The organism is Streptomyces noursei (assembly GCF_016917755.1).
In the GTDB taxonomy this organism is placed as follows: Bacteria; Actinomycetota; Actinomycetes; order Streptomycetales; family Streptomycetaceae; genus Streptomyces; species Streptomyces yunnanensis.
The window spans coordinates 7,384,354-7,409,252 of the sequence record NZ_CP070326.1 but is presented as its reverse complement, the minus strand read 5'-3'; the positions used below and the strand labels follow the sequence as shown (position 1 = coordinate 7,409,252).

At 74.6% G+C, this 24,899-nt stretch carries 22 protein-coding genes; 9 read left to right on the top strand and 13 right to left on the bottom strand.

Annotation, left to right across the window (positions count from 1 at the left end; all coding sequences use genetic code 11):
• Nucleotides 1-213: 213 nt before the first annotated feature.
• From JNO44_RS32345 to JNO44_RS32335, 3 genes are read left to right on the top strand one after another with little or no spacing between them, the layout of a single operon-like run.
• Entirely contained in the window at nt 214-2,580 is a 2,367-nt protein-coding gene (locus JNO44_RS32345; RefSeq protein WP_205367394.1) for an FHA domain-containing protein, read from the top strand.
• A gap of 60 nt (nt 2,581-2,640) precedes the next feature.
• Nucleotides 2,641-3,399, top strand: coding sequence for a hypothetical protein (locus JNO44_RS32340; protein ID WP_240167748.1), 759 nt, complete (start codon nt 2,641-2,643; stop codon nt 3,397-3,399).
• On the top strand, nt 3,396-4,415 hold the full coding sequence (locus JNO44_RS32335) for a serine/threonine-protein kinase (RefSeq protein WP_205367392.1): 1,020 nt from the start codon (nt 3,396-3,398) through the stop codon (nt 4,413-4,415). Before JNO44_RS32340 ends, JNO44_RS32335 begins: the two co-directional genes overlap by 4 nt.
• A 48-nt stretch (nt 4,416-4,463) precedes the next feature.
• Here the strand turns inward: JNO44_RS32335 and JNO44_RS32330 are convergent, their stop codons facing one another.
• Nucleotides 4,464-5,801 carry a streptophobe family protein gene (locus tag JNO44_RS32330; RefSeq protein ID WP_205367390.1) on the bottom strand — a complete coding sequence of 446 codons (1,338 nt, stop codon included), beginning with the start codon at nt 5,799-5,801 and terminating at the stop codon, nt 4,464-4,466.
• 252 nt (nt 5,802-6,053) lie between these two features.
• Between JNO44_RS32330 and JNO44_RS32325 the strand changes: the two genes are divergently transcribed.
• Nucleotides 6,054-7,343 (top strand): DUF6777 domain-containing protein, encoded by a 1,290-nt coding sequence (locus JNO44_RS32325; protein WP_205367388.1) that lies wholly within the window; start codon nt 6,054-6,056, stop codon nt 7,341-7,343.
• A gap of 176 nt (nt 7,344-7,519) precedes the next feature.
• On the top strand, nt 7,520-8,695 hold the full coding sequence (locus tag JNO44_RS32320) for a L,D-transpeptidase family protein (RefSeq protein ID WP_235094713.1): 1,176 nt from the start codon (nt 7,520-7,522) through the stop codon (nt 8,693-8,695).
• 79 nt (nt 8,696-8,774) lie between these two features.
• On the opposite strand, the gene JNO44_RS32315 is transcribed toward JNO44_RS32320, so the two are convergent.
• From JNO44_RS32315 to JNO44_RS32290, 6 genes are all read right to left on the bottom strand, one after another.
• The gene (locus JNO44_RS32315) at nt 8,775-10,832 is read right to left on the bottom strand and encodes a phosphocholine-specific phospholipase C (RefSeq protein ID WP_205367385.1); all 2,058 of its coding nucleotides are present in this window, start codon (nt 10,830-10,832) and stop codon (nt 8,775-8,777) included.
• Nucleotides 10,833-11,136: 304 nt separating this feature from the next.
• Entirely contained in the window at nt 11,137-11,682 is a 546-nt protein-coding gene (locus JNO44_RS32310; RefSeq protein WP_205367383.1) for an ATP-binding protein, read from the bottom strand.
• A 158-nt stretch (nt 11,683-11,840) separates the two neighbouring features.
• The gene (locus JNO44_RS32305) at nt 11,841-14,054 is read right to left on the bottom strand and encodes a xanthine dehydrogenase family protein molybdopterin-binding subunit (RefSeq protein WP_205367381.1); all 2,214 of its coding nucleotides are present in this window, start codon (nt 14,052-14,054) and stop codon (nt 11,841-11,843) included.
• A 27-nt stretch (nt 14,055-14,081) separates the two neighbouring features.
• Nucleotides 14,082-15,077 carry an FAD binding domain-containing protein gene (locus JNO44_RS32300; RefSeq protein WP_205367379.1) on the bottom strand — a complete coding sequence of 332 codons (996 nt, stop codon included), beginning with the start codon at nt 15,075-15,077 and terminating at the stop codon, nt 14,082-14,084.
• Nucleotides 15,074-15,682, bottom strand: a complete 609-nt coding sequence (locus JNO44_RS32295) for a 2Fe-2S iron-sulfur cluster-binding protein (RefSeq protein WP_205367377.1) — start codon at nt 15,680-15,682, stop codon at nt 15,074-15,076. Before JNO44_RS32295 ends, JNO44_RS32300 begins: the two co-directional genes overlap by 4 nt.
• Nucleotides 15,682-16,092 carry a hypothetical protein gene (locus tag JNO44_RS32290; RefSeq protein WP_205367375.1) on the bottom strand — a complete coding sequence of 137 codons (411 nt, stop codon included), beginning with the start codon at nt 16,090-16,092 and terminating at the stop codon, nt 15,682-15,684. Before JNO44_RS32290 ends, JNO44_RS32295 begins: the two co-directional genes overlap by 1 nt.
• A gap of 212 nt (nt 16,093-16,304) precedes the next feature.
• Here JNO44_RS32290 and JNO44_RS32285 point away from each other — a divergent pair, with 212 nt between their 5' ends.
• Entirely contained in the window at nt 16,305-17,135 is an 831-nt protein-coding gene (locus tag JNO44_RS32285) for a lipase family protein (protein ID WP_205367374.1), read from the top strand.
• On the opposite strand, the gene JNO44_RS32280 is transcribed toward JNO44_RS32285, so the two are convergent.
• Nucleotides 17,098-17,757 carry an isochorismatase family protein gene (locus JNO44_RS32280; RefSeq protein WP_205367373.1) on the bottom strand — a complete coding sequence of 220 codons (660 nt, stop codon included), beginning with the start codon at nt 17,755-17,757 and terminating at the stop codon, nt 17,098-17,100. The genes JNO44_RS32285 and JNO44_RS32280 overlap by 38 nt on opposite strands.
• Before the next feature lie 202 nt (nt 17,758-17,959).
• On the opposite strand from JNO44_RS32280, the gene JNO44_RS32275 reads away from it, so the two are divergent.
• The 3 genes from JNO44_RS32275 to JNO44_RS32265 all read left to right on the top strand — a co-directional run bounded on the left by JNO44_RS32275 (nt 17,960) and on the right by JNO44_RS32265 (nt 20,917).
• Entirely contained in the window at nt 17,960-19,165 is a 1,206-nt protein-coding gene (locus tag JNO44_RS32275; protein ID WP_205367372.1) for a serine hydrolase domain-containing protein, read from the top strand.
• Nucleotides 19,166-19,280: 115 nt separating this feature from the next.
• Nucleotides 19,281-19,532 (top strand): hypothetical protein, encoded by a 252-nt coding sequence (locus JNO44_RS32270; protein WP_229921890.1) that lies wholly within the window; start codon nt 19,281-19,283, stop codon nt 19,530-19,532.
• 326 nt (nt 19,533-19,858) lie between these two features.
• Entirely contained in the window at nt 19,859-20,917 is a 1,059-nt protein-coding gene (locus tag JNO44_RS32265; protein WP_275695813.1) for a PP2C family protein-serine/threonine phosphatase, read from the top strand.
• Here JNO44_RS32265 and JNO44_RS32260 read toward each other — a convergent pair.
• Genes JNO44_RS32260 through pcaH form a run of 5 tightly spaced genes read right to left on the bottom strand, consistent with a single transcriptional unit; the run spans nt 20,896 to nt 24,613 of the window.
• Nucleotides 20,896-22,095, bottom strand: coding sequence for a 4-hydroxybenzoate 3-monooxygenase (locus JNO44_RS32260; protein ID WP_205367370.1), 1,200 nt, complete (start codon nt 22,093-22,095; stop codon nt 20,896-20,898). The genes JNO44_RS32265 and JNO44_RS32260 overlap by 22 nt on opposite strands.
• Nucleotides 22,095-22,913 (bottom strand): 3-oxoadipate enol-lactonase, encoded by an 819-nt coding sequence (pcaD, locus tag JNO44_RS32255; protein ID WP_205367369.1) that lies wholly within the window; start codon nt 22,911-22,913, stop codon nt 22,095-22,097. The genes JNO44_RS32260 and pcaD overlap by 1 nt, the downstream gene beginning before the upstream one ends.
• The gene (locus JNO44_RS32250) at nt 22,910-23,332 is read right to left on the bottom strand and encodes a hypothetical protein (protein WP_205367367.1); all 423 of its coding nucleotides are present in this window, start codon (nt 23,330-23,332) and stop codon (nt 22,910-22,912) included. The genes pcaD and JNO44_RS32250 overlap by 4 nt, the downstream gene beginning before the upstream one ends.
• On the bottom strand, nt 23,319-23,912 hold the full coding sequence (pcaG, locus tag JNO44_RS32245) for a protocatechuate 3,4-dioxygenase subunit alpha (protein WP_205367365.1): 594 nt from the start codon (nt 23,910-23,912) through the stop codon (nt 23,319-23,321). Before pcaG ends, JNO44_RS32250 begins: the two co-directional genes overlap by 14 nt.
• Entirely contained in the window at nt 23,912-24,613 is a 702-nt protein-coding gene (pcaH, locus tag JNO44_RS32240; RefSeq protein ID WP_102925782.1) for a protocatechuate 3,4-dioxygenase subunit beta, read from the bottom strand. The genes pcaG and pcaH overlap by 1 nt, the downstream gene beginning before the upstream one ends.
• Nucleotides 24,614-24,899: the final 286 nt, after the last annotated feature.

Sequence of the window (24,899 nt, the reverse complement as noted above, 5' to 3'; positions counted from 1 at the left end):
AATAAGAAGGAACCCGGGCCCTATGGTGCGTTGCCCTGCAGGGTGCGGTGCGTCCCGGTTTGCCGGTGCATCCTTCGATCAGCGAACCGAAGTACGGCATTTCCATGGAATGCGCAGGTGCGGGCACATCGGGGCGCTCACCCTAGTTGACCTACGTCGGTCCGCGCGAGTGACCGGGGGCGAGGGCGGGGAATGCGCCGTAAAATCTGAAATATGGCTGAGCGGCCTGATGCGTCCGCCGCGCCCGAACTCCTGGTGGAGTCCGGCGGGGTCACGCAGGTGATGGACCCGGGCCACGCTTACCACGTGGGTCGGGACCCCGACAGCGACCTGGTGATCAGCGACGACCGGGTGTCGTGGCACCACGCGGTGCTCCGGGCCACCGAGGGCCACTGGCTGGTGGAGGACGAGGGCAGCACGAACGGTACGTACACGGACGGGCATCGGGTGTCGCGGTACGGAGTCGGCCCGGGGAGCGTGATCCGCTTCGGCAACCCGGCCGACGGCCCGTGCGCGGTGCTCGCCGGTGTCCCCCGCCCGACCACGCCCGTCGGCCGTCCGGCGACCGTGTCGCGGCCCGCGGCCACCCACACCTTCCGCCGGCCGAGCACGGTCCGGCCGCTGCCCCCGGCGCGCACCACGCGGATCGGACGGGCCGACGACAACGACCTGGTCGTCGACGACCTCGCGGTCTCCCGCCACCACGCCGAACTCCGGGCCGGCCCGGACGGCTACCGGATCGCCGACCTGGGCAGCCACAACGGCACCTACCTCAACGGCCGTCCGGTCGATGTCGCCCCGGTGCGCCCCGACGACATCATCGGCATCGGCCACTCCGCGTTCGTCCTCGTCGGCGACCAGCTCCAGCAGTACGTCGACACCGGCGAGGTCTCACTGGACGTGCAGCGGCTGACCGTCCGGGTGGGCCGGGGCGGCGCGCGCCGGACCCTGCTGGGCGGGGTGTCCTTCCCGGTGGGTGAGAAGTCGCTGCTGGCCGTGATCGGCCCGAGCGGGGCGGGCAAGTCGACGCTGTTGAACGCGCTGACCGGGCTGCGGCCCGCCGACGAGGGCACCGTGCTCTACGACGGCCGGGACCTCTACCGGGACTACGCCGAGCTGCGCCAGCGCATCGGGCTGGTGCCGCAGGACGACATCCTGCACACCCAGCTGACCGTCCGCCGGGCGCTGGGCTACGCGGCGGAGCTGCGGTTCCCCGAGGACATCGCGCCGGCCGAGCGGGCGGCCCGGGTCGAGGAGGTGATCCGCCAACTCGGCCTGGTCGAACGGGCCGGGCTGCCGATCCACAAGCTCTCCGGCGGGCAGCGCAAGCGCGTCAGCGTGGCGCTGGAGCTGCTGACCAAGCCGTCGCTGCTCTTCCTCGACGAGCCGACCTCGGGCCTCGATCCGGGGATGGACCGCTCGGTGATGCACATGCTGCGCGGCCTGGCCGACGACGGCCGCACGGTCATCGTGGTCACCCACAGTGTGCTCAGCCTGGACGTCTGCGACCGGCTGCTGGTGCTGGCGCCGGGCGGCACCATCGCCTACTACGGGCCGCCGGAGGAGGCGCTGCCGTACTTCGGGTTCGGCCAGTGGCCGGAGGCGTTCGAGGCGTTCGAGAACGACCGCGGGCGGGACTGGGCCGGGGAGTTCCGGGCCTCGCCGCTGTACCGGCGGTACATCGCCGATGAGACCCGGCAGCCGCCGGCACCGCCGGCCCCACGGGCCCCGCAGGCGCCCCGGGAACCGGTGGCCGCGCCCCGGACCCGGCGCTGGGGCACCCAGCTGTGGACGCTGATGCGGCGGTACGCGGCGGCGCTGTCCTCGGACCGGACGTTCCTGATCATCATGGTGGCGCTGCCGTTCGTCATGGGGGCGATGGCGCACGGCCTGAGCGGCGGGAAGTTGACCGCGGACTCGGCGACGAACGTGCTGCTGATCCTGTGCGTGGGCGCGGTGCTCACCGGGGCCGCCAACGCGGTGCGCGAGCTGGTCAAGGAGCGGGTGATCTATCAGCGGGAGCGGGCGGTGGGGCTGTCCCGGTCGGCGTATCTGATGTCGAAGGTGCTGGTGCTGGGGACGGTCACGGTGGTCCAGGCGGCGGTGCTGACGGTGGTCGCCCTGTTCGGGGTGGAGCTCAACGCGCCGGGCGGCAAAGGGGTGTTGCTGCCGCCACTGCTCGAAATCACCCTGGCGGTGGCGCTGTTGGCGTTCACCGCGATGATGCTGGGGCTGCTGGTGTCCGCACTGGTGCGCAAGGAGGAGGTCACCATGCCGCTGCTGGTGCTCCTCGCGATCGTCCAAGTGGTGTTCTGCGGGGCGCTGCACTCGCTGCGCGGCACGCCGGTGCTGGAGCAGCTGGCGTGGCTGGTGCCGTCCCGCTGGGCGCTCGGGGCCATGGCGGGCACCATCGACCTGCACCGGATCCTGCCGCAGCCGCTCACCGCGGATCCGCTGCTCCGGCACGCGGTGGGCCCCTGGCTGCTGGACATGGGGATGCTGGTGGTGCTCTCGGCGGTGTTCGGCTTCCTCGTCCTGCGACTGCTGCGGCGCCATGAGCCCGAGATCATGCGCCAGTAGTCGGGACCGTTGGTGCGTACGGTGCCGGGGCCGTGCGCGAGGAGTGCCGAGGAGCCGCCTGTGACCGCGCCGGAGTTCCGTCCCAGCCATGTCGTCCCGCCGGGCGGGATGCCCACGTGGGCGGACCCGCGCGCGGGCCGTCCGCTGGTACCGCTCGATCCGCTGCTGCCCGTCCAGGTCGTCGAGCGACACGGCGACTGGGCGCGGGCGCTGTGCTCCAACGGCTGGTCGGCGTGGGTGGACGGGCGGCTGCTGCTGTCGGTGCCGCACGACCCGCCGACCGCCGAGCAGCCCGCCGCCTGGGCCGCGGATCCCCGGCCGCTGCTGGCCGCCGCCGAGGGCGCGCTGAGCCGTTACCGACAACTGGTCGAGGAGATGCTGGCCGGGCGGGTGGACCGGGAGGCGTTCGGCGAACGGTCGCGGGGGACGCGGGTGGGGGCGGTGGTGGACGGCGACGCGGTGTGGCTGTACGACGCGCCGCACGGGCGGTGGTGCTTCTGCGACGGGGAATCGTTGGTGACGTTCGCCGTATCGGACGGGCCGATGGCGGAGGGGCCCGAGGCGCGGGAGGCGGCGGAGGCCGCGGATGGGGGCACCCCCTGCTCGAACGGAGTCGAGAGCTCGGGGGAGGTCACTGACGCGGCGGGGACGGAGGGTACCGGTGGCGCGGGGAGTACGGGGAGTGCGGGGAGCACGGGGAGCACGGGGACCGGTGGCGGACTGCCCGGCGAGGCGGAGTTCCCACCGCCGTACCCGCCGATCCCACCGCCGTACCCGCCACCGATCCCACCGCCCGGCGGGACGGGTGAGCGGCCGTGAACGGGCGGCCGACGGACGCCGAGCAGACGGGCACCGGGCCGGCGGGCGGCCGGCGCCGGGAGCACACCACCGTGCCGGACGCGTCCGGGCTGCGCGGCCGCCGGATCGCCGGGTACCTGCTCGGGGACGAGATCGGCCGGGGCGGGATGGCGGTGGTCTACAAGGCAGCGGACCTGAACCTGGGCCGGACCGTGGCCCTCAAGCTGCTGGCGCCCGAACTGGCCCGGAACGACACCTTCCGGAAGCGTTTCGCGTACGAGTCGCGGGCGGCCGCGGCGATCGAGCACCCGCACATCGTGCCGGTCTACGAGGCCGGGGAGGCCAACGGCCTCCTCTACATCGCGATGCGCTTCATCCCGGGCCGCGACCTGCGGGCACTGCTGGACGACGAGGGCCCGCTGCCGCTCGCGACCACCTGCCGGATCGCCGTCCAGGTCGCCTCCGCGCTGGACGCCGCGCACGCCCACGACCTGGTGCACCGCGACGTCACCCCGCGCAACATCCTGATCTCCGAGGGCATCGACAGCGACCGGCCCGAGCACGCCTACCTGACCGACTTCGGACTGACCAAGAAGTCGCTGTCGCTGACCGGTTTCACCAGCACCGACCAGTTCATCGGGACGCTGGCCTACGTGGCCCCCGAACGGATCTCCGGGCACCCGGTGGACGGCCGGTGCGACCTGTACGGACTGGCCTGCGTGGTCTACGAGATGCTGACCGGGGCACCGCCGTTCCGCCGCGAGGACGACTTCGCGCTGCTCTGGGCCCACCAGTACGATCCGCCGCCGGCGCCGAGCGGGCAGCGGTCCGACCTCCCGCCGGCCGTGGACGCGGTGTTCGCCCGCGCGCTGGCCAAGGCGCCGGAGGAGCGGTACCAGACCTGTCGGGCGTTCGTGGCGGCGCTGCGGGCCGCCGGACGGACCGCGGACCCGAGCATCCGGCGCGGCACCGCTCCCCCGCCCCCGCCGCGCTGGGCGATCCCGGTCTTCCCCGGAGCCGGCGCCCCGGGGGCGTAGGGTCCGGGGCCCGGGGCTGCCGCGTCGGTCCGGCCGTCGCGCTCGCCGTCAGCCCCGTCGTCCGGGGTCCGGCGGCCGTGCCGGAGGGGCGTCCCGGACCTCGCCGGGATGGCGGAACCGGCGCGCCGCGAGGCCGCCGGCGAACCCGGTGACCAGGCCCCAGGCGAACCCCGCCGCCGCCAGCCGCCACAACTGCGGCCGCAGCGTGACCGCGCCGCCCAGGTCGCCGCCGAGGTCGCCGACGCCGATCAGGGAGAGCCCGTAGTGGGCGTCGATCCTGGTGGCCGACCCGACGACGAGGAGGGTGAGCGCCAGCGCCACCGCCATCTCCAGGGCGTGCCGCCAGGCGGGCCTGCGGACCGGGGCGCGGACCGCCGCGTCGAACGCGGCACCGAGCAACACCACCGCGGCCACTGCCACCAGCAGCCAGACCCGCCCGTCGTACGCGCCGATCGAGCCGAGGTCGAGGGTGCGCTGTCCGCGGGCCCGCAGCACCTGCTCCAGGGCGTGCGGCAGCGGCAGTCCGAGGGATCTGTCGACGTGGCCGGTCCAGGCGCCGCCGGTGCCGATGCCCAGCGCCAGCCAGGCCACGTTCGGCAGCCCTAGCAGGATCACCGCGAGGGTCCGGGCCGGGTCGCCGCGGACGACCAGCTCGACGAGGCCGACGAGGAGCCCGAGCCCGACGTAGGCCAGCAGCGTCAGCAGCATCGCGTGGGCCGGCGGACGGACCGGGGCCTGGAAGCGGAGCAGCCGGGCGGAGAGCGGGGCCTTGCGGGAGACGACGAAGGCCAGCACCAGCACGGCGAGCACCCACAACAGGCCGAACCCGAGGGTGGCCGGGAGGTCGGCGCGGAAGCCGACGGTGGGGGTGCTGCCGAGGAGGGCGCCGAGTTGGTCGGCGAGTTCGTTGCCGACGGTGACGGTGAAGCTGTGCCGGGCGGCCAGCGCGATCAGCCACAGCAGGACCAGCCAACAGGCCGCCGTCCGGGCGATCCGGCCGAGGAGTTCGCCGGCCGGGGCGACCGCGCGGTGCCGCAGCGGCCGGAGGAAGACGACGGCGGTCACCAGCGCGCCGGCGAGGGTCACCGACAGCGGGACGGCGTCCACGGCGGCCTGCGCCTCGACGATGATCCCGGCGTCCCCGGTCGCCTGGAGCGAGCCGCCGGCCGCGGCGACCACGGTGGCGGCGACCACCGCGGGGAACGCGCCCGCGGGCAGGTCGGCCGCGCCGGCCGCCCACAGGCCGAGCGCGGCGGTCACGACCATGGCGACCAGGCCCGCCAGGGCGGCGCCGAGCGCCTCCGCCCAGCCGCGCAGGGCCGGCGGGACGCGGTGGGACGCCGGGCTGCCGGGACCGGCCGCCACCGGGCCGCGGGTCTGGCTCACGACTGCCTCCTGCGGGTGTCTCCTGCGCGTGAGAGGGGAGGCGCGAAGTGAAGTGCCTCCTGCCGGGGTGGTGGTGGGGCGACGGACGGGCCTGTCGGACGCCGTCCTCGCCACGGTACGCACGGGCGTGCCACCCCGCTTGCGGAGGACGCCGACCCCAAGCACACAATTACCTAGAACCACATAAACATTGGCAAATCCGGACGTTATGCACATCGCCGGATGGCCCAACAGCCCCGGGAAGAAGGACCCGTGACCGCTCCACCGCCACCGGACGGCCCGTCGGAGGGCCACCCGACCGGCCCGCCACCGGGTCCCGTCTCGGGCCCCTCCACCGGACCCTCCTCCGGTCCCCCGCACGAGCCGACCCGGCCGTGGCAGCAGCCGCCGCCCACCGCGCCCGGGCGGGGAACGCCCCCTCCCCCGAACAGGCCCGGTGGCCCCGGTGGCCCCGACAGCGGAGACGCCTCGCGCGGCGGCCCCGAGCGCCGGCGGCCCTGGTGGCGGCCGACGCCGCGGGTCGCCGTCGCCACCGCCGCGGTGGTGCTGGCGGTGGTACTGGCGGTGGTGCTGACCCGCTCCGGGGGCGGCGGGAGCGCGGGCGAACTGCACCTGGAAACGGTCGGCTCGGCGGGCCCGGCCCCGTACACCGACTCGACGGTGAACGGGGGCGGCACCGCGGCTCCGACGGCCACCCCGTCCGTGGCACCCCGCGGCGACCACCAGCGCGCCAGCGTGTCGGGGTCGGCGCCCGGCCTGTACGGCGGCAGCCGCGACAAGGCCAGCTGCGACGTGGAGAAGCAGATCCGCTATCTCCAGGCCAGCCCGGACAAGGCGCGGGCGTTCGCCGGCGTGCTGGGGAAGAGCACCGAGGAGCTGCCGGCGTACCTGCGGTCCATGACGTCGGTGCAGTTGCTGGTCGACACCTGGGTCACCAACCACGGCTACCAGGACGGCAAGGCGACCAGCTACCAGGCGGTGCTCCAGGCGGGCACGGCGGTGCTGGTGGACGCGCAGGGGGTGCCGCGGGTCCGCTGCGCCTGCGGGAACCCGCTGACCCCGCCGAGGGCCACCGGGAAGGGGTTCAAGAAGCAGGGCAAGCCGTGGCCGGGGTTCCGGGACTCCAACGTGGTGACGGTGCAGCCGGCGCCGAAGCCGGTGAAGACGTTCGTCCTCCAGGACCCGCGGACCGGGGACTACTTCACGCGCCCGGAGGGCACCGACGGCAGTACGGACCAGCCCTCGCCGGCGCCGTCCGCGTCGCCGTTCTCCCCGTCGCCGTCGTCCCCCGAATCCCCCGGTTCGCCGGGCGGCGGCTCGCCGTCGGAGACCTCGCAGTCCCCGGGCGGAAGTACGACGCCTGAGTCGCCGTCCGAGCCGGGCTCGACGCCCGGGCAGACGTCGGGCGGGCCCACCACCCCCGAACAGCCGGGCACCCCGGGGTCCACGCCCCCGGAGCAACCCGGAGGCTCCGGGTCGTCCAGCGGGCCGGCCGGGACCCCCGAGAACCCGACCGGGACCAGCGGCGGCAGCGCCAGCTGACGGGCACCTGCCCCGGACCCGCGTCGCGCCCTCCCGACGCCTCCCGGCATCGATATCGAACTGTGTCCTAATAAACCGATGCACCGCACAACCTCTGAAGCGGACAAAACATCTGTATATGCGGCGGATGCCTCCGGCTCCGCCGCTGTCCGTTGTTCAGCTTTGGAGGGACCCTCGTGCACGCCGGATCACGTCGCCACACCGCCCGGTTGATACCCGCCGCGCTCGCGGCCGGGCTGCTGCTGTCCGCGTGCGGTACCGGCGCCGGCTCGTCCAAGGCGGCGGAGCCGGCTGCCAAGGTGACCGTCACCCCGGCCGCCGGCAGCGACGCCGCGAAGCTCGGCTCGCCCATATCGGTCAAGGCGGCCGGCGGCAAGCTGACCGCGGTCGACGTCAAGGACGACAAGGGGGCCAAGGTGCCCGGCCGACTGGCGGCCGACGGGGCGTCATGGACGTCCGACGGCAAGGTCCGGCCGAAGACCACCTACACCGTGACCAGCAAGGCGAAGGCGGACGGCGGCAAGGAGTCCTCGTCCACCGCGACCTTCACCACGGAGCAGGCCGACAAGGTCAACAAGCTCACCAACACCCCGGGCAACGGGCAGACGGTCGGCACCGGCATGCCGGTCTCGATCAAGTTCGACCACAAGGTCGCCAAGAGCCAGCGCGCCGAGGTCGAGAAGGCGCTGAAGGTCACCAGCCAGCCGAAGGTGGAGGGCGCCTGGGGCTGGGTCACGGACTGGGACGGCAAGGACCGGATCGACTGGCGGCCCAAGGACTACTGGCCGAGCGGCACGAAGGTCTCCGTGCGGGGCGCGCTGGGCGGGATAGATTCCGGCGACGGCCGGTACTTCACCCGCGACTACGACTACGACTTCGCCATCGGCGCCGACCACAAGGCCGTCATCGACGTGCCGTCGCACACCCTGACCATGTACGCCGACGGCAAGGCCGTGGGCACCGTCAAGGGCTCCGCCGGCTCCCCGCAGGACCCGACCCGCGGCGGCGTGCACACCGTCCGCAGCAAGAACGCCGCGGAGACCATGGACTCCTCCACCATCGGCCACGGCAACGAGTGGATGCTGGACTCGAAGTGGGTCACCCACCTCACGGCGTCCGGAACCTTCCTGCACTCCGCCCCCTGGAACCAGTCCATCGGCGTGGTCAACAACAGCCACGGCTGCTTCGGCATGACCACCTCGGACGCCAAGCAGGTCTACGACTTCCTGTCGGTCGGCTCCACGGTCGAGGTGAAGGGCACCAGCAGCACCAAGAAGACCGACGTCGGCAACGGCCTTGAGGTCTGGCAGGAGAACTGGCAGCAGTGGCAGCAGCGGAGCGCGCTGAAGTAGCCCGCCGCCCCCGCACCATGGCACGCACGCCGCCGCCCGGCCCCCGGGCGGCGGCGTGCGGCGTTTGCGGCCGGGCCGGTCAGGCGGTGTGCAGAGCCGGGTCGCTGACGCCCGGCTTACCGGTCTCGACGTGGCCGGCGAGGCGGCGCAGGAAGCCGGCTTCGGTGTCGGCGGTGACCGTGAGGTCGTACCAGCGCTTGCTCGCGGTGAGGTCGACGGACCGGGTGACGGTGCCGCCCGGGTCCACGCGGACGGTCTGCTTGGCCCCGCCGTAGGCGTTGGCGATGGTGAGGCGGCAGGGCGCGGTGCCCGGGTTGGTGAGGGACAGTTCGACCTGGCCGGAGGCGGCGTTGTGGCGGGCGGTCACCTCGGGGGTCCGCTTCTTGCCGGGGCCCTGGAAGGTGCGCAGGAAGCCGTTGGGGCCGTGCACCGTCAGGTCGTAGTTGCCCTTGGAATAGGCGGTGTTCCAGGTGTCGGAGAGCGTCTTGCCGGCCTCGGTGGTGTACGTCCAGGGGCCGTCGGTGCGGTTACCGGAGGTGACCAGGAAGCACGCGCCGGCGGCGGCGCCGCCGCTGAAGGTGAGGGTGAAGCGGCCGCCGGCGACGTCGGCCTTGCCGTCGGTCAGCGGGACGTAGCGCAGCGGGCGGCTGGGCCGGGAGCCCGCCTCCTGCTTGGGCAGGACGGGGTTGGTGGGCGGCGTGGGGTGGTAGCTGTCGTGCCGGTTGTGGTCCGGCGGCTGGTAGCCCTTGGTGTCCGGGAGCACGGCCGGCTTGGTGTTCTCCAGGGAGAAGTCGAACGCGGAGGTGAGGTCGCCGCAGATGGCGCGGCGCCAGGGCGAGATGTTGGGCTCGTGGACGCCGAACCGGCTCTCCATGAACCGGATGACGGAGGTGTGGTCGAAGACCTCGGAGCAGACGTAGCCGCCGGTGCTCCAGGGGGATACCACCAGCATCGGGACGCGCTGGCCCAGGCCGTAGGGGCCGGCGGCGTAGGTGAGGTTGCCGGGGAAGTGCTCCAGGGCGGTGTCCACGGTGGAGCGGCCCTGGGCCGCGGAGGACGGCGGGAACGGCGGGACGACGTGGTCGAAGTAGCCGTCGTTCTCGTCGTAGGTGATGAACAGGGCGGTCTTGCTCCACACCTCGGGGTTGGAGGTGAGCGCGTCCAGGACCTGGGAGACGTACCAGGCGCCGTAGTTGGCGGGCCAGTTGGGGTGCTCGGAGAACGCCTCGGGGGCGGCGATCCAGGAGATCTGGGGCAGCTTGCCGGCCTTGACGTCGGCCTTGAGCTGGTCGAAGTAGCCGTCGCCCTGCTTGACGTTGGTGCCGGTGCGGGCCTTGTCGTAGAGCGGGTCGCCGGGCTTGGCGTTGCGGTACTGGTTGAAGAAGAGCAGGGAGTTGTCGCCGTAGGTGCCGCGGTAGGCGTCGTCGATCCAGCCCCACTTGCCGGCCGCGTCGAGGCCGTCGCCGATGTCCTGGTAGATCTTCCAGGAGACGCCGGCCTTCTCCAGGCGCTCGGGGTAGGTGGTCCAGCCGTAGCCGGCCTCCTCGTTGCCGACGACCGGGCCGCCGCCGGTGCCGTCGTTGCCGACGTAGCCGGTCCACATGTAGTAGCGGTTGGGGTCGGTGGAGCTCATCAGGGAGCAGTGGTACGCGTCGCAGATGGTGAACGCGTCGGCGAGGGCGTAGTGGAAGGGGATGTCCTGCCGGGTGAGGTAGGCCATCGTCCCGGTGCCCTTGGCGGGGATCCACTGGTCGTACTTGCCGTCGTTCCACGCCTGGTGGCCGCCGTGCCAGTCGTGGTTGAGGCCCTCGATGAACTGCATGCCGAGGTTCTCGGCGTCGGGGTGGTAGGGCAGCACGTCCTTGCCGCCGCCTGCCTGGTACCAGACGGACTTGCCGTTCGGCTGGGTGACCGGGCGGGGGTCGCCGAAGCCGCGGACGCCCCGCAGCGAGCCGAAGTAGTGGTCGAAGGACCGGTTCTCCTGCATGAGGACGACGATGTGCTCGACGTCCTTGATGGAGCCGGCGCTGCGGCGGGCGGGGATCGCGGCGGCGCGGGCGATGCTGCTGGTGAGGGCGGTGGCGCCCGCGGTGGCGCCGGCTATCTGGAGGAAGCGCCGGCGATTGATGTCAACCATGTGTCTGGGGACCTCGTGGTGGGGGGGAAGTGACGGGGGGTCGGATCTGGAACAGGGTGCGGAAGCGTCGTGCGGTACAGCGGTCAGCAGAGTGTTCCAAGAGGAACGAGGATCCGGGAAGGGGGGATGACGCGGAAGTGACACCTCACGGTACGGGGGGCGAACTCGCAGGCCGGAGGCGGCCCGAGCACGCCGAACGGCCGGCGGGTCACGGCGGTCGTGCCGTGACCCGCCGGCCGTTCGGGGCCGGGCGGGCGCGCCGGATCGGCGGCGCGTGGGACCAGGGGCGGTGGTGGCGGGGCGGTCAGACCAGCGATGCCTCCGACGGGGACGGTCCGGCGACGGCCGGGCCCCCGGCGGACCCCGGCGCCGGCCCGGCCGCCGGGGCGGGTTGCTCCACGGCGGGCGCGGGCTCCACCCCGTCGGGCACGCTGCGCGGCGACACCTGCGGGGTCACCGGCGCGGGGCGGGCCGCCCCGACCCGGCGGGTGAACCAGATGACCTTGCCCTCCGGGGTGCCGCAGGTGCCCCAACTGTCGCTCAGGGCGGCGATCCGGGCGAGTCCGCCGCCGGCCGCGCGCTCCAGCCGCGGCAGCCGGGGGCCCTCGTCGGCGACCGAGGCGGTCAGGTGCCGGCCGCTCCAGCGGAGTTCGACCACACAGCGGGCGTCGGGGCCGATGTGGCGGTGGACGTTGGTCAGGAGCTCCGCCACCCCCTCGCAGAGGGGCGGGATCTGCGGTTCGAGGTTCCAATGGCGCAGATGCGCGGCGATGATCCGCCGGATCTGGGGGACGCGCTCGGCCGAGGCGGGCAGTTCGACCGTGTAGTGCCGGTCGCCGGGTGGTGTCATGTCGTCGCTCCTCACCGCGAGGCTCACGTCCTTCACCTCGTTGGACCAACGAACCCCGAACACGAAGAGTGAGCATCCATCACGTATGGGTGGACTGCCATGCTGTCCCCGGGGTGTCGGACCCGCAACAGGGGTGAGCCGTATGAGTAGCCCCGCTCTCAGGTGAGCGGGGCGGCGAGCGCGGCCAGTGTCCTGTCCGGGGTCAGCGGCAGGTCGCGCAGCCGGGCGCCGATCGCGTGCCACACCGCGTTCCCGATCGCCGCCGGGGTGCCGACGATGCCGATCTCGCCGATGCCCTTGCTGCCCATCGGGTTGAGGTGCGGATCCTCCTCGTCGAGCCAGTGCGCCTCGACGGCCGGGACGTCGGCGCAGGCCGGGATGTGGTAGGCGGCCAGGTCGCAGGCGGTGAAGTCGCCGAAGACGGGGTCCAGGGCACTGTCCTCCATAAGTGCCATGCCCAGCCCCATGATCATGCCGCCGACGAACTGGGACCGCGCGGTGCGGGGGTTGAGGATCCGCCCGGCCGCGTACTGGCCGAGCAGCCGGCGTACCCGGACCTCGCCGGTGCGGGTGTCGACCTCCACCTCGGCGAAGACGGCGCCGAAGGCGTGCCGGGCGTACGGGGAGGGCTCCGCGGTCTCCTGGCGGGTGTCCTCGGTGACCGTGATCCCCTCAGCGGGGAGCGGCCCGTGGTGCGCGCGCAGCCGGGCCAGCAGCGACGTGCACGCCTTGTGGACGGCCCAGCCCCAGGAGGCGGTGCCGGCGGACCCGCCGGCGAGCACCGCGGGCGGCAGGTCGCTGCTGCCGATGTCGACCTGCACCCGGTCCTCGGGGGCGCCGAGCACGGCGGCCGCGATCTGGGTGAGGACGGTGCGGGCGCCGGTACCGATGTCGGTGGCGTTGACCCGGATCCGGTAGCCGCCGTCGGCGGCGGCGTGCGCCTCGGCCTCGGTCTCGGAGATCTGGACGGGGTAGGTGGCCGCGGCGACGCCGGTGCCCAGCAGCAGGTCGCCGCGGCGGCGCACGGCGGGTCGCGGGTCGCGCGGCAGCCAGCCGAAGCGTTCCGCGCCGACGCGCAGGCACTCGACGAGGTGACGGCTGCTGAAGGGGCGGCCGGTGTCCGGTTCGGTGGCGGGGTCGTTGCGGATGCGCAGTTCGACGGGGTCGATGTCCAGCACGACGGCGAGCTCGTCGAGGGCGGACTCCAGCGCGTACATCCCGGGGGCCTCGCCCGGGGCGCGCATCCAGGAGGGGGTGGGGACGTCGAGGGCGGCCAACCGGTGCACGGTGCGGCTGTGCGGCGAGGTGTACATCATGCGGGCCGGGATCGCGGCCTGTTCGACGAACTCGGTGACCGTGGAGGTGTGGGTGACGATCTCGTGGGCGAGGGCGGTGATCACGCCGTCGTGGCCGGCGCCGATCCGCACCCGGTGCAGCGTGGGGGCGCGGTGGCCGACGACGCCGGGCAACTGGCGGCGCGGCAGGGCCAGTTTGACGGGGCGGCCGGTGTGCCGGGCGGCCATCGCGGCGAGCACGACCTGGGGGCGGGGCGTCCCCTTGGCGCCGAAGCCGCCGCCGACGTGCTCGGAGACGACGGTGATCTCGTCGGTGCCGAGCTTGAACAGGGCGGCCAGGTCCTCGCACACCCTGGTGGCGCCCTGGCTGGAGTCGTGGACGGTCAGGTGGCCGTCGGTCCACTGGGCGGTGGCGGCGTGCGGCTCCATGGGGTGGTTGTGCAGCGGTGGCACGGTGTAGGCGACGTCGACGGTCGCCGGTGCGGCGGCGAACGCCGCGTCGAAGTCGCCGCGTTCGCGGGCCCCCGGGCCGCCGAACACCTCCTCCGGCACGTACAGCCCCGGGTGGTCGGCGGTGATCCGCACGTCGTGGGGTTCCGTGGCGTAGCCGACGTGGACGGCCTCGGCGGCGTCCCGGGCGGCCTCCAGGGTGTCGGCGACGGCGAGCGCGACGTACCAGCCGCGGTGCGGGACGCGGTCCTCCTGGAGCAGGGCGAGGGTGGGGTCGCCCATGGACGCAAGGCGGGGCGCGTTCTCGTGGGTGAGCACGGCGATCACCCCGGGCAGCGCGAGCGCCGCCGCGGTGTCCAGTGCGGTGATCCGGCCGCGCGCGACGGTGGCCGGGACCGGCCAGGCGTAGGCGCAGCCGGGCGGGGTGTACTCGGCGGCGTAGCGGGCGGCGCCGGTGACCTTCTCGCGGCCTTCGCGGCGGACCGAGGGGGCGCCCAGCGGGTGCGGCAGCGGGGCCGCCGGCGCGAGGTGCGGCGTCGGCCGGTCCGGGGAGGGGGGTCTCCCCTGCTCGTACTGGTGCGAGAGCTCGGGGGAGGCGGTGCGCTCCGGGACGGGGTCGTGGCTCATGGCGCGGGTCCTTGCGGTCGGGGCGGGTCAGCCGTGCGCGGCGCGGCCGGCGAGGTCGGTGAGCACGCCGACGGCGAGGGCGCGGGCCAGCGGGACCTTGAAGCCGTTGTCGCGCAGCGGTGCGGCGGCGGCGAGTTCGGCGTCGGCGGCGCGGGCGAAGTGCTCCTCGGTGGCGGGCGCGCCGCGCAGCACGGCCTCGGCGGCGCGGGCCCGCCAGGGGCGGTGGGCGAGCCCGCCGAAGGCGAGGGCGGCGTGCTCGACGGTGCCGTCGCGGACGGTGAGCACGGCGGCGACGGAGGCCAGCGCGAAGGCGAACGAGGCCCGGTCGCGGGCCTTGCGGTAGCGGGAGCGGGCGCCGGGGCGGGCCGGCGGCAGTTCGACGGCGGTGAGCAGTTCGCCGAGCCGGATCTCGGTGTCGCGTTCGGGGCTGTCGCCGGGCAGCCGGTGGAACTCGGTGGCGGGGACGGTGCGTTCGCCCTCGGGGCCGTGCAGGCACACGGTGGCGTCCAGGGCGGCGAGGGCGACCGCCATGTCGGAGGGCTGGGTGGCGACGCAGTGCGCGGAGTGGCCGAGCACGGCGAGGTCGCGGTGGGCGCCCTCGCGGGCCGGGCAGCCGGTCCCCGGCTCCCGTTTGTTGCAGGGCTTGGAGACGTCCTGGAAGTAGCCGCAACGGGTGCGCTGGAGGAGGTTGCCGCCGGTGGTGGCGGTGTTGCGGAGCTGCCCGGAGGCGCCGGCCAGCAGGGCCTGGGAGAGCACCGGGTAGCGGTCGCGGACGGCGGGCACCGCGGCGAGGTCGGCGTTGCGGACCAGGGCGCCGATCCGCAGCCCGCCGTCCGGCAGTTCCTCGACGCGGTCCAGCGGGAGCCGGCCGATGTCGATCAGGGTGCGCGGGGCCTCCACGCCGAGCTTCATCAGATCCACGAGGTTGGTGCCGCCGGCGAGGAACTGGGCGCCGGGCTGCCCGGCCGCGGCCCGCACCGCCTCGTCGACGCTGGCGACCCGCAGGTATCCGAACGGCCTCATCCGCCGGTCACCCCCGCCCCGGTGACCGCCGCCCCCGTGGCCGCCGCGTCGGCGACCGCCTCGACGATCCGGGGGTAGGCGCCGCAGCGGCACAGGTTGCCGCTCATCCGCTCCCGGATCTCGTCGGCGGTGAGCGCCACCGGCGCCCCGGACCGCGCGGTGTCCGGCGTGACGAGGGAGGGGAAGCCGTCGGCCGCCTCGGCCAGGACGCCGACCGCCGAGCAGATCTGGCCGGGGGTGCAGTAGCCGCACTGGAGGGCGTCGCGGTCCAGGAAGGCTTCCTGGAGGGGGTGCAGCCGCTCGCCGTCGGCGAGGCCCTCGACGGTGGTGATCCGGCGGCCGTCGTGCGCCACGGCCAGCAGCAGGCAGCTGTTCGCGCGCCGACCCTCGACCAGGACGGTGCAGGCGCCGCACTGCCCGTGGTCGCAGCCCTTCTTGGCGCCGGTGAGGCCGAGGTGCTCGCGGAGCAGGTCCAGGACGGTGGTGCGGTGGTCGAGGGTCAGGGTGTGCCGGGTGCCGTTGACGGTGAGGGTCAGTTCGGAGCGGCGGCCGTTGACCGGGTGGGGGCCGCCGGTGTCGTCCGGGCGGCCCTCCCCCGGCGCCATCAGGCGCCCCTCGTGACGAGCCGCCGCAGGGTCTCCAGCCGCAGTTCGACCTCCTTCTCCTGGTCGCCGGCGGCGGTGCCGAGGACGGTGACCGCGAACGCCGGCCGCAGGCCCGCGCACAGCTGGTCCACCGCCCAGTAGCCGCCCTGGAGGCTGACGGTGACGGGGGCGGTCAGCCGTCGCGGCTCCGGCTCGGTGCCGCGCTCGCTGACGTCGACGGTGGAGGTCCACACCGTCGTGCCGGGGCCGGCCATCTCCTGGGGCACGTCGTCGGGGGCCCGGTCGGAGCGGAAGGCGGTGCGCAGGGCGCTGAAGACGGCGTGGGCGTCCGCCGTCCTGCAGCCCTCGACCTCCACCACGACCTCGGCCGATGGGTGTTCCGGGTGTGACGCCTGTTCCACGCTGTTCACGGTGGGCCCTTCCTGTGGGTGCCGGTCGGTGGGTACCGGTCGCTTCCAGGCTCACTCCGCGCCACGGTGTGTGCGACCCGAGGCTCGAACGAGTGGTTTAAACGGGCGCACCTGCTCGCCGCACCAGCAAGGGGTTACGGTGTGTAGTCAGAGCGCGCTCTCTGTAGTCGCCCTGTCGTCACTGCCGTCCGCACCCCTCCAGGAGCCCCCCGTTGACCAGTAGTCCCCGCGTCGACCAGCAGGCCACCGGCTACAGCCTCCGCCAGGCGGTGTGCATGGTGCGCGCCGCCGAGCTCGCGTACCAGGGCGAGCAGACCATCGAGGCCGCTGCCCGGGAGTGGGGGTTCGACCGGGTGCGCCACCACCACACCGCCTTCCGCCCGCCGTTCCCCCTCCAGGACACGCAGGCGTACACCCTCGGCGGGCGAGACATGATCATCACCGCGTTCCGCGGCACCGAGCCCGCCGAGCTGCGGGACTGGCTGTCCGACGCCACCACCCCGCCATGGCCCGGCCCCGGCGGCCGGGGCCACGTCCACTACGGCTTCGCCGAGGCGCTGGAGTCGGTCTGGCCGCAGGTCCTCACCACGCTCAAGGAGTTCCGGGACAACGACCAGGCGCTCTACTTCACCGGCCACAGTCTGGGCGGGGCGCTGGCGATGCTGGCCGGCGCCCGGCTCCACTTCGAGGACCCGAAGCTGACCGCCGACGGCGTCTACACCTTCGGCCAGCCCCGCACCTGCGACCCGGTCCTGGCCAAGGAGTTCAACTCCGCCTTCACCGACCGCATGTACCGCTTCGTCAACAACAACGACATCGTCCCCCAGCTCCCGCCGGAGCCGGTCTTCCGCCATGTCTCCGCGCTGCGCTACATCGACTCCCGGGGCGCGGTGCACAACACCATGCCGCTGATCGGCGGCCTGCTGGACCGCGGCCGGGGCCTCACCGCCGATCTGCTGGCCCCCGCCTCGGACGGCGTGCGGGACCACTTCATCGCGGCGTACGTCACCGCACTGGAGAAGGCGGCGGAGCAGCGGGGCTGACCGGGAGACCGGGCGCGGCGGCGGGCCGGACGGCAGGGCCGGGCGCGGCGGTGAAGGGCACGGCGGCGGCGTGCGGGACGATCTCGACCTCGTCGCCGAGGGCCCATTCGGCGGCCCGGGAGGACATCGCGGCCGGGACGGTGTCGCTGATGCCGGGCGCGGCGGGGATGTCATAGGTGGCGTGCGCGTCGTGCGGCAGGACGACGCGATGCCCCCGGGCCAGCGCGGTGCGCGCGGTGGCGGCCACGCACATCTCGGAAAGCACGCCGCAGACGACGAGTTCGGTCACGCCGGCGCCGGTGAGCAGGTCGCCGAGCGGGGTGTCCGCGAAGCCGTCGTCCTCGGTCTTGCGGACGACCCGCTCGCGGGGGCCGGGCTCGACGGGCAGGTGGAGTTCCCAGCCGGGGGTGTGCGGCGCGTCGACGGCGCCCGGTTCGCCGTCGTTCTGGAGGTGGACGACGAGGGCACCGGCCGCGCGCGCCCGGGAGAGCAGGTCGCGGGTGCAGCGCAGCACCCGGTCCGCGTCGGGGACCGCCTCCCGCCCGGAGACGAACGCGGCTTGCACGTCGACGACGAGGAGGGCCTGGACGGGGTGGATCGCAGCGGCGGTCGGGGCAGTCATGGCAGCCATCATCCCGTGCCGCGACATTGGTCCGGACGGGCGGGAACACTTCTGGCCGGACAGGCATGGTTGCCACAGGCATCGACCCGGACGGATCATCCGTACGTGCTCCACGGCCGGGGTGCGTCGTGCTCCGCGCGCGGGCGTCCGGGCGGCGGGGCGCGCCGCCCGACCGCACCGCGACGACGCGAGGAGAGCCACTGTGGAAGCCGCCACCGTCAAAGGCCACTGCGCACCGGGTTTCGAGGGGGTGCGGCGCGCGTTCGAGCGGAACTTCCGCGAGCACCGGGAGATCGGCGCGGCGGTCGCGGTGACGTGGGACGGCGAGCCGGTGGTGGACCTGTGGGGCGGTCACGCGGACGCGGCCGGCAGCCGCACCTGGGAGCGCGACACCCTGGTCAACGTCTACTCGACGTCCAAGGGGATGACCGCGCTGTGCGCCCATCTCCTGGTGGACCGGGGCGAGTTGGACCTGGACGCCCCGGTCTCCCGCTACTGGCCGGAATTCGCCTGTGCGGGAAAGGAGGCCATACCGGTGCGCTGGCTGCTCTGCCACCGCGCCGGGTTGCTCGCGCCCCGCGAGCCCCTGGCCGAGGGCCGCGCCTACGACTGGGAGTACGTCTGCGACGCCCTGGCGCACACCCCGCCGTGGTGGGAGCCGGGGACCGCGCAGGGCTATCACGCGACGACGTTCGGGTATCTGGTGGGCGAGGTGGTCCGGCGGATCACCGGGCAGTCGCTGGGGGCGTTCCTGCGCAGCGAGATCACCGGGCCGCTCGGCGCCGACCTCTTCATCGGCACCCCCGCCGAGGAGCACCCGCGGTGCGCCGACATGGTCGGGCAGCTGGGCGACGCGCTGCTCGCCGAGCGCTTCCCGGATGCGCCGCTCCCCCCGGTGCGCGCCATCGAGGAGCATCCGCTGGCCCCGGTCACACTGGCGCTGCGCTACGTCCCGATCGGCGACGTCAACAGCGCCGCCTACCGCTCGGCCGAGATCCCGGCCAGCAACGCCCACGCCTCGGCGCGCGGCCTGGCCGCCGTCTACGCGGCGCTGGCCGGCGGCCGACTGGTCGGGCCCGCCACCCTGGAGGCGCTGCGCAGTTCGCAGAGCCGGCCGGACGAGCCGGACCTGACGCTGGGCGCGCTCGTCCCGGAGGGCACCGCCACCGCGTTCCGCTGGGGGCTGGGCTACATGCTCAACGACCGGGGGCAGGCGGGCCCCAATCCGCGGGCGTTCGGGCACGGCGGCGCGGGCGGTTCGTACGCCTTCGCGGACCCGGAGAACGGACTGTCCTACGCGTACACGATGAACCGCTTCGGGGGTGGCACCAGCGGCGAGGATCCGCGGAGCCGGGCGCTGGTGGCGGCGGTGTACGAGGCGCTGGCGGAGGTCCGTGGCCGGGCCTGAGGGCCGCTCCGGCGCCGCCGCGGATGCGCCGGAGCGGCGCAATAATGGGAGGTGCGGCAGGATCCGTCCGGCGCCGCCGCGGGTGCGACGGCCCCGGAGAGAGGGCGTGGTGACCATGGAAAGGGACACCGAGACGGTTCACGAGGCGTACTCGTTCGTCTGCCTGCACTGCGGGCACGGGTGGGAGGAGGAGTACGAGATCCGGCACACCACCGATCTGGCGGGCCACCGCCGCGCCGACTACTTCGCCCACGGCCGCCGGGTGCCCTCTCCGCTGACCCGTGCGGACTGCCCCGACTGCAACCGCGGCCCGATCCGCATCCTGCGCCCCGGCAGGGTGAACGCCGCGCGGTCGTTCCTCCCTTAGGGCCTGCCCCAGGACCGCGCGGGTTCCTGTCCTCGCACTCGCGTCGTCCGGCCCCGGTGGACCACCCCGTGCCGCTGCGATTCGGTAACGGCCGCGTACTCCCCGTCCGTCAGCCCGGCAAATGTTGCATATGCTCAGGTCGGGGGCCCGGAGGACGGTTTCGGACAGTCGAACGGACCGTGGCCGGCCCCGCAAGCGATCGCCCCTCGGGGACCGCCGGCCATCCGGTCCCCGAGCCGTCACAACGCCGGAGTGGACCTTTGACCGTGGAGAAGGCGGAGCAGCGCAACCGCTCCCGCGTGCTGGCCGCGCTTCCGTACCTGGTCATGGCCGCGGTCAGCGCGGTGGACATCACCGCGGGCCCGGGGGTCGGCTTCCTGCCCCTGGTGTCGCTGGGGCCGGCGTTCGCCGGTCTGGTCGGCGGCTGGCGGCGGACCGCGCTGGTCGGGCTGACCGCGGCGGTGCTCTGCGTCGGGCTGGGGGTGCACAGCGGGCTGTTCGAGAGCCGGCGCGGGCTGACCGCGCTGCTGTCGGTTGCCGGGGTGACCGCCGCCGGCGTGGTGGCCGCGGTGATGCGGCAGCGCCGGGAGGCGGAGCTGGCCAATGTCCGGTCGATCGCCGAGGTCGCCCAGCGGGTGCTGCTGCGGCCGGTGCCGCGCGGCGCCGGCCCGCTGCGGATCGCGGTCTCGTACACCTCGGCGGTGGCCGAGGCCCGGATCGGCGGGGACCTCTACGAGGTGGTGACCTCGCCCGCCGGGGTGCGGATCATCGTCGGGGACGTGCAGGGCAAGGGCCTGGAGGCGGTGGAGAGCGCCGCGGTGGTGCTCGGCGCGTTCCGGGAGGCGGCGCACGACGAACCGGACCTGCCGGCGGTCGGCGCCCGGGTCGAGCGGGCGCTGAACCGCCATCTGTCCGGCGAGCGGTTCGTGACCGCGGTCCTCGCCGAGATCGGCGACGGTCCGAACGCGACCCTGCTGAACTTCGGCCACCCCTCCCCCCTGGTCGTCCGCCCCTCCGGCGAGGTCCGCTACGCGGCGCCGCCGGAACGCGCCCTGCCGCTGGGCCTGATGGACCACCGGCCGGACGCGCCGGTCCCCCACGAAGTGCCGTTCGCCCCCGGTGACCAGCTGCTCTTCTACACCGACGGGGTCACCGAGGCCCGGGACTCGGCCGGCTGGTTCTATCCCCTCGACGAGCGGGCCGTGCTGCTCAAGGACCCCGACCCGGAGGCGGCGTTGCAGGCGGTCCGGGAGGACGTGGTCGACCACGCGGAGGGCCCGCTGCACGACGACGCGGCGATGCTGCTGGTGCGCTACCGCAGGGGTCATCGGGACCCGGACCGGCCGGGACCCGGCGCCGGTCACTACAGCGGCAGCCCGGTGTAGTTCTCGGCCAGTTCGGCGGCGGCGTGCCAGGAGCCGGCGATCCGGTCGAGCTGGGAGAGCTGCAGCCGGGTGTCGAAGGGGCTCTGCTCGGGGTCGGTGTGCAGGGCCGTGGTCATGAAGTGCGAGAAGTGCTCGGCGCGCCAGACCCGGCGCAGACAGGTGGCGGAGTAGGCGTCGAGCAGCTCCGCCGATCCGGTCCGGTGCCGGTGCGTCAGCGCACGGGCCAGCACGGTGACGTCGGCGACCGCGAGGTTGAGGCCCTTGGCGCCGGTGGGCGGGACGATGTGGGCGGCGTCGCCGGCCAGCAGGATCCGGCCCCAGCGCATCGGCTCGGTGACCGAACTGCGCAGCGGGAGGACCGCCTTGGCGGTGAGCGGGCCGCGGGCCGGTTTCCAGGGGGCGGTGTCGACGGCGGCACGGGCCTGGAGTTCCGCCCAGATCCGCTCGTCGGGCCAGTCCGCCGGGTCGGTGTCGTTGGGGACCTGGAGGTAGAGCCGGCTGACGGTGGGGGTGCGCATGCTGAGCAGGGCGAAGCCGCGGTCGGAGTGGGCGTAGACCAACTCGTCGCGGGAGGGCGGGACGTCGGCGAGGACGCCGAGCCAGGAGTAGGGGTAGCGGCGGGTGAAGGTGCGGCGGGCGGACTCCGGGATCGCCTGCCGGGCCACGCCGTGGAAGCCGTCGCAGCCGACGACGTAGGCGCAGGCCAGGGTGTGCTCGCGGCCGTCGTGTGCGTAGTGGACACGGGGCCGGTCGGTGTCCGCGCCGGTGACCGCGAGCGCGCGGGCGCCGAACAGCAGCGGCGGGCCCTCGGCGAGCTGGAGCGCTATCAGGTCCTTGACGACCTCCGTCTGGGCGTAGACGGTGACCCGGCGGCCGTCGGTGAGCGCCGGGAAGTCGAGGCGGTGGGAGCGCCGGTCGAAGCGCAGCTCGATGCCGTCGTGGACCAGCCCCTCGCGGTCCAGTCGCTCCCCCGCCCCGCAGGCGCGCAGGACGTCGGTGGTGCCCTGTTCGAGGATTCCGGCGCGCTGCCGCTGCTCGACGTAGGCGCGGTCCCGGCTCTCCAGCACCACGCAGTCGATGCCGGCGCGGTGCAGCAGCCGGGCGAGCAGCAGTCCGGCCGGCCCGCCGCCGATGATGCCGACGGTGGTGTCCCTCGGTGGAGCGGGGGTGCGGGGCATCAGAGGTCCGTTCCTGGGGCGGGGTCGGTGTGGAGCGGGGCGAGGTGGGCGAGGAGGGCGGCGAGGACCTCGGCGGGCCGCTCGACGCCGGCGAGGTGGGCGGCGCCGGACAGTTCGACGAGGCTGGCGCCCGGGATGCCGTCGGCGAGTTCCCGGGCGTGCGCGGGCGGGGTGGCCGGGTCGGCGCGGCCCGCCACGACGAGGGTCGGGGCGCCGATCCGGGGCAGCGCGGTGCGCAGGTCGAAGACGGCGAGGGCGTCGCAGCAGGCCGCGTACCCCTCGGGGGAGACGTCCCGGCGCAGCGCCTCGACCAGGGCGGTGGCCTCCGGTGAGGTGGCGAAGGCGGGGGTGAACCAGCGGCCGGCGGCAGGGTCGGCGACCACGTCGGTGCCCTTGGCGCGCACCAGGGCGGCCCGTTCGCGCCAGCCGGCCGGCTCGCCGAACCGGGCGGAGGAGCAGATCAGGGCGAGCGAGGCGACCCGGCTCGGGTGGTGGGCGGCGAGCCAGGCGCCCACCGCGCCGCCCAGCGACGCCCCGGCGTAGGCGAACCGGTCGAGGCCGCGGGCGTCGGCGAGCTCCAGGACCAGGCCGGCCAGTTCGGGCACGGTGGTCGTCCCGGGGTCGGCCAGCGCGTCGACGGGGGTGCCGCCGTGGCCCGGCAGGTCCCAGCGGACGACGTGGAACCGGCCGGCCAGGGCCGGGAGTTGGGGGTCCCACACGGAGAGCGTGGTGCCCAGCGACGGGCCGAGGACGAGCGGTGGGGTGCCGGGCGGGCCGTCGGTGGTGTGGTGCAGTGCGGGGGCGGCGGGCGGCGTCATCGGGGCTCCTGCGGGTCGTACCGGTGGTGCGGAGGGTGCCGGGCGGCTGCGAGGTGCGGGCGGTACGCGCGGGACGTCGGGGCGCGGGGCACGCGGGCGCCGGGCGGTCCGGGGCGGCGGGCGGGACCGACGGGCCGGCCCGCGGCGTCCGGGGCGCCGGCCCGGCGCGCCCGGAGCGGTGCCTCCAGGGCCTCGTCGCGGCCGGTCAGGGCGGTGAGGGCCGCGACGAGGCTCCCCCGGACGTCGTCCGGGGGCACCCCCAAGGGGGCGACCGGATCACCGGCCGTACCGAGGTTGTACCGCATCCCGGGCGCGGGCCCCGGCAGGCCCGCGGGGCGGGAGAGCGCCGGGTGGGCGGCGCGGGAACGGACGCCCCGGGCCGGCGCAGCCTGCTGTGCCGGTGGTTCAGCGGAAGGCAAGGAAGACCGTCTCCTCGAAGGCGCCGTCCGCGGACTGTTGGAGCTGCACGTCGAAGCGGTAGCGGCCGGGGCCGTCGGGGTGGGCCAGGAGGGTCCGGGCGCGCTCCTCGGGCAGCTGCGCCAGCAGCGGGTCGGTGGCGTGCGCCGCGGTGTGCTCGGGGAAGTAGACGCGGGTGAACAGGTGGTGCAGCAGACCGCGGGCGTGCACGCAGACCGCGAGGTGGGGCGCGGCGTTCGAGCGCCCGGCGGCTGCGGGGCGCAGGGTGCGGACCGCGTAGTGCCCGCCGGCGTCGGTGGGGACCCGGCCGAAGCCGGTGAAGACCGCGCCGTCGCGGCGCAGCGAGCCGGGGGCGCCCGCCAGGCCGCCGTCGGGTCCGGCCTGCCAGAACTCCAGCAGCGCGTCCGGCACCGGGGCGCCCGCGCCGTCGCGCACCAGGCCGTGCACGGTGACGGCGTCGGGGTGCCCCTCGGGCGCGATCCGGCCGCCGTCGGGGACGGGGAGCGCGTGGCCGAAGAAGGGGCCGATGGTCTGCGCGGGCGTCGCGGCCAGCGGCCCGCCGCGGTCGTCGGTGTCCGGCATCAGCGGCCCTCCTCGGTCCAGGTGGCGGACGGGCCGTCGAGGACCACGTCCCAGCGGTACGCCAGCGGTCCCGCGGGGAGGGACAGCGCATGGTCGAAGGCGGCGATCAGGCGGTGGCGGTCGGCGGGGTCGCGGACCGCGGCGAGGATCTGGTCGTACGGGAGCAGCGGGTCGCCGGGGAAGTACATCTGGGTGACCAGGCGTTGGGTGAAGGCGGTGCCGAAGAACGAGAAGTGGATGTGGGCCGGGCGCCAGGAGCTCTCGTCGGGCAGCGGGTAGGCGCCGGGTTTGACGGTGGTGAAGGCGTAGCGGCCCCGGTCGTCGGTGCGGCAGCGGCCGACGCCGGTGAAGTTCGGGTCCAGCGGGGCCGGGTGCCGGTCCTGCCGGTGGGTGTACCGGCCGGCGGCGTTGGCCTGCCAGATCTCGACGAGCTGGCCGCGGACAGGGCGGCCGGCGCGGTCCAGGATCCGGCCGGTGACGGTGATGCGCTCGCCGAGCGGCTCGCCGGGGTGCTGCCGGGTGAGGTCGGCGTCCCACTCGCCGACGTCGGCGGGGCCGAACACCGGGCCGGTCAGCTCCACGGCATCCGGGTCGGTGCCGGTGTCGAAGGGGAGGAGCGGTCGTCGGGGGTGGCGCTCCACCGCGCCGCGGTACGGCGCGGGGGCCGGGGGCGGCGGGGCGGGGGATGCCGGTGCGGTCATGATGCCCTTTCCCTGCGGTGGACGGGTACGGACCGGGCGGTGGACACCGCTTTCGCCGGGACGCGGTCCAGCGTGCCGACGTTTCCCCCGACGGTCACCGGGGCGCGCCGGCGGCGGCCGCGGCGGCCCGCTGAACCCCGTCAGGAACCGGCCGGCCGTGGCGCGACCCCGACCCTCCCGACGGGTCAATTCTCCTCTGGACAAAGGGTGTTCGCCCAGTGAACTGGCGTTCACATCGTGTGCTGCCCCGAGTCTGGTCCCGGCCCCGGGCCGTGTCAACGGGCCG

Excerpts from the sequence above, each read along its gene's own strand:
- JNO44_RS32345 (WP_205367394.1), top strand. The coding sequence starts at position 214 with ATGGCTGAGCGGCCTGATGCGTCCGCCGCGCCCGAACTCCTGGTGGAG.
- JNO44_RS32315 (WP_205367385.1), bottom strand. The coding sequence starts at position 10,832 with ATGGTTGACATCAATCGCCGGCGCTTCCTCCAGATAGCCGGCGCCACC.
- JNO44_RS32310 (WP_205367383.1), bottom strand. The coding sequence starts at position 11,682 with ATGACACCACCCGGCGACCGGCACTACACGGTCGAACTGCCCGCCTCG.
- JNO44_RS32305 (WP_205367381.1), bottom strand. The coding sequence starts at position 14,054 with ATGAGCCACGACCCCGTCCCGGAGCGCACCGCCTCCCCCGAGCTCTCG.
- JNO44_RS32300 (WP_205367379.1), bottom strand. The coding sequence starts at position 15,077 with ATGAGGCCGTTCGGATACCTGCGGGTCGCCAGCGTCGACGAGGCGGTG.
- JNO44_RS32295 (WP_205367377.1), bottom strand. The coding sequence starts at position 15,682 with ATGGCGCCGGGGGAGGGCCGCCCGGACGACACCGGCGGCCCCCACCCG.
- JNO44_RS32280 (WP_205367373.1), bottom strand. The coding sequence starts at position 17,757 with ATGACTGCCCCGACCGCCGCTGCGATCCACCCCGTCCAGGCCCTCCTC.
- JNO44_RS32270 (WP_229921890.1), top strand. The coding sequence starts at position 19,281 with ATGGAAAGGGACACCGAGACGGTTCACGAGGCGTACTCGTTCGTCTGC.
- JNO44_RS32265 (WP_275695813.1), top strand. The coding sequence starts at position 19,859 with ATGGCCGCGGTCAGCGCGGTGGACATCACCGCGGGCCCGGGGGTCGGC.
- JNO44_RS32260 (WP_205367370.1), bottom strand. The coding sequence starts at position 22,095 with ATGCCCCGCACCCCCGCTCCACCGAGGGACACCACCGTCGGCATCATC.
- pcaD (WP_205367369.1), bottom strand. The coding sequence starts at position 22,913 with ATGACGCCGCCCGCCGCCCCCGCACTGCACCACACCACCGACGGCCCG.
- pcaG (WP_205367365.1), bottom strand. The coding sequence starts at position 23,912 with ATGCCGGACACCGACGACCGCGGCGGGCCGCTGGCCGCGACGCCCGCG.
- pcaH (WP_102925782.1), bottom strand. The coding sequence starts at position 24,613 with ATGACCGCACCGGCATCCCCCGCCCCGCCGCCCCCGGCCCCCGCGCCG.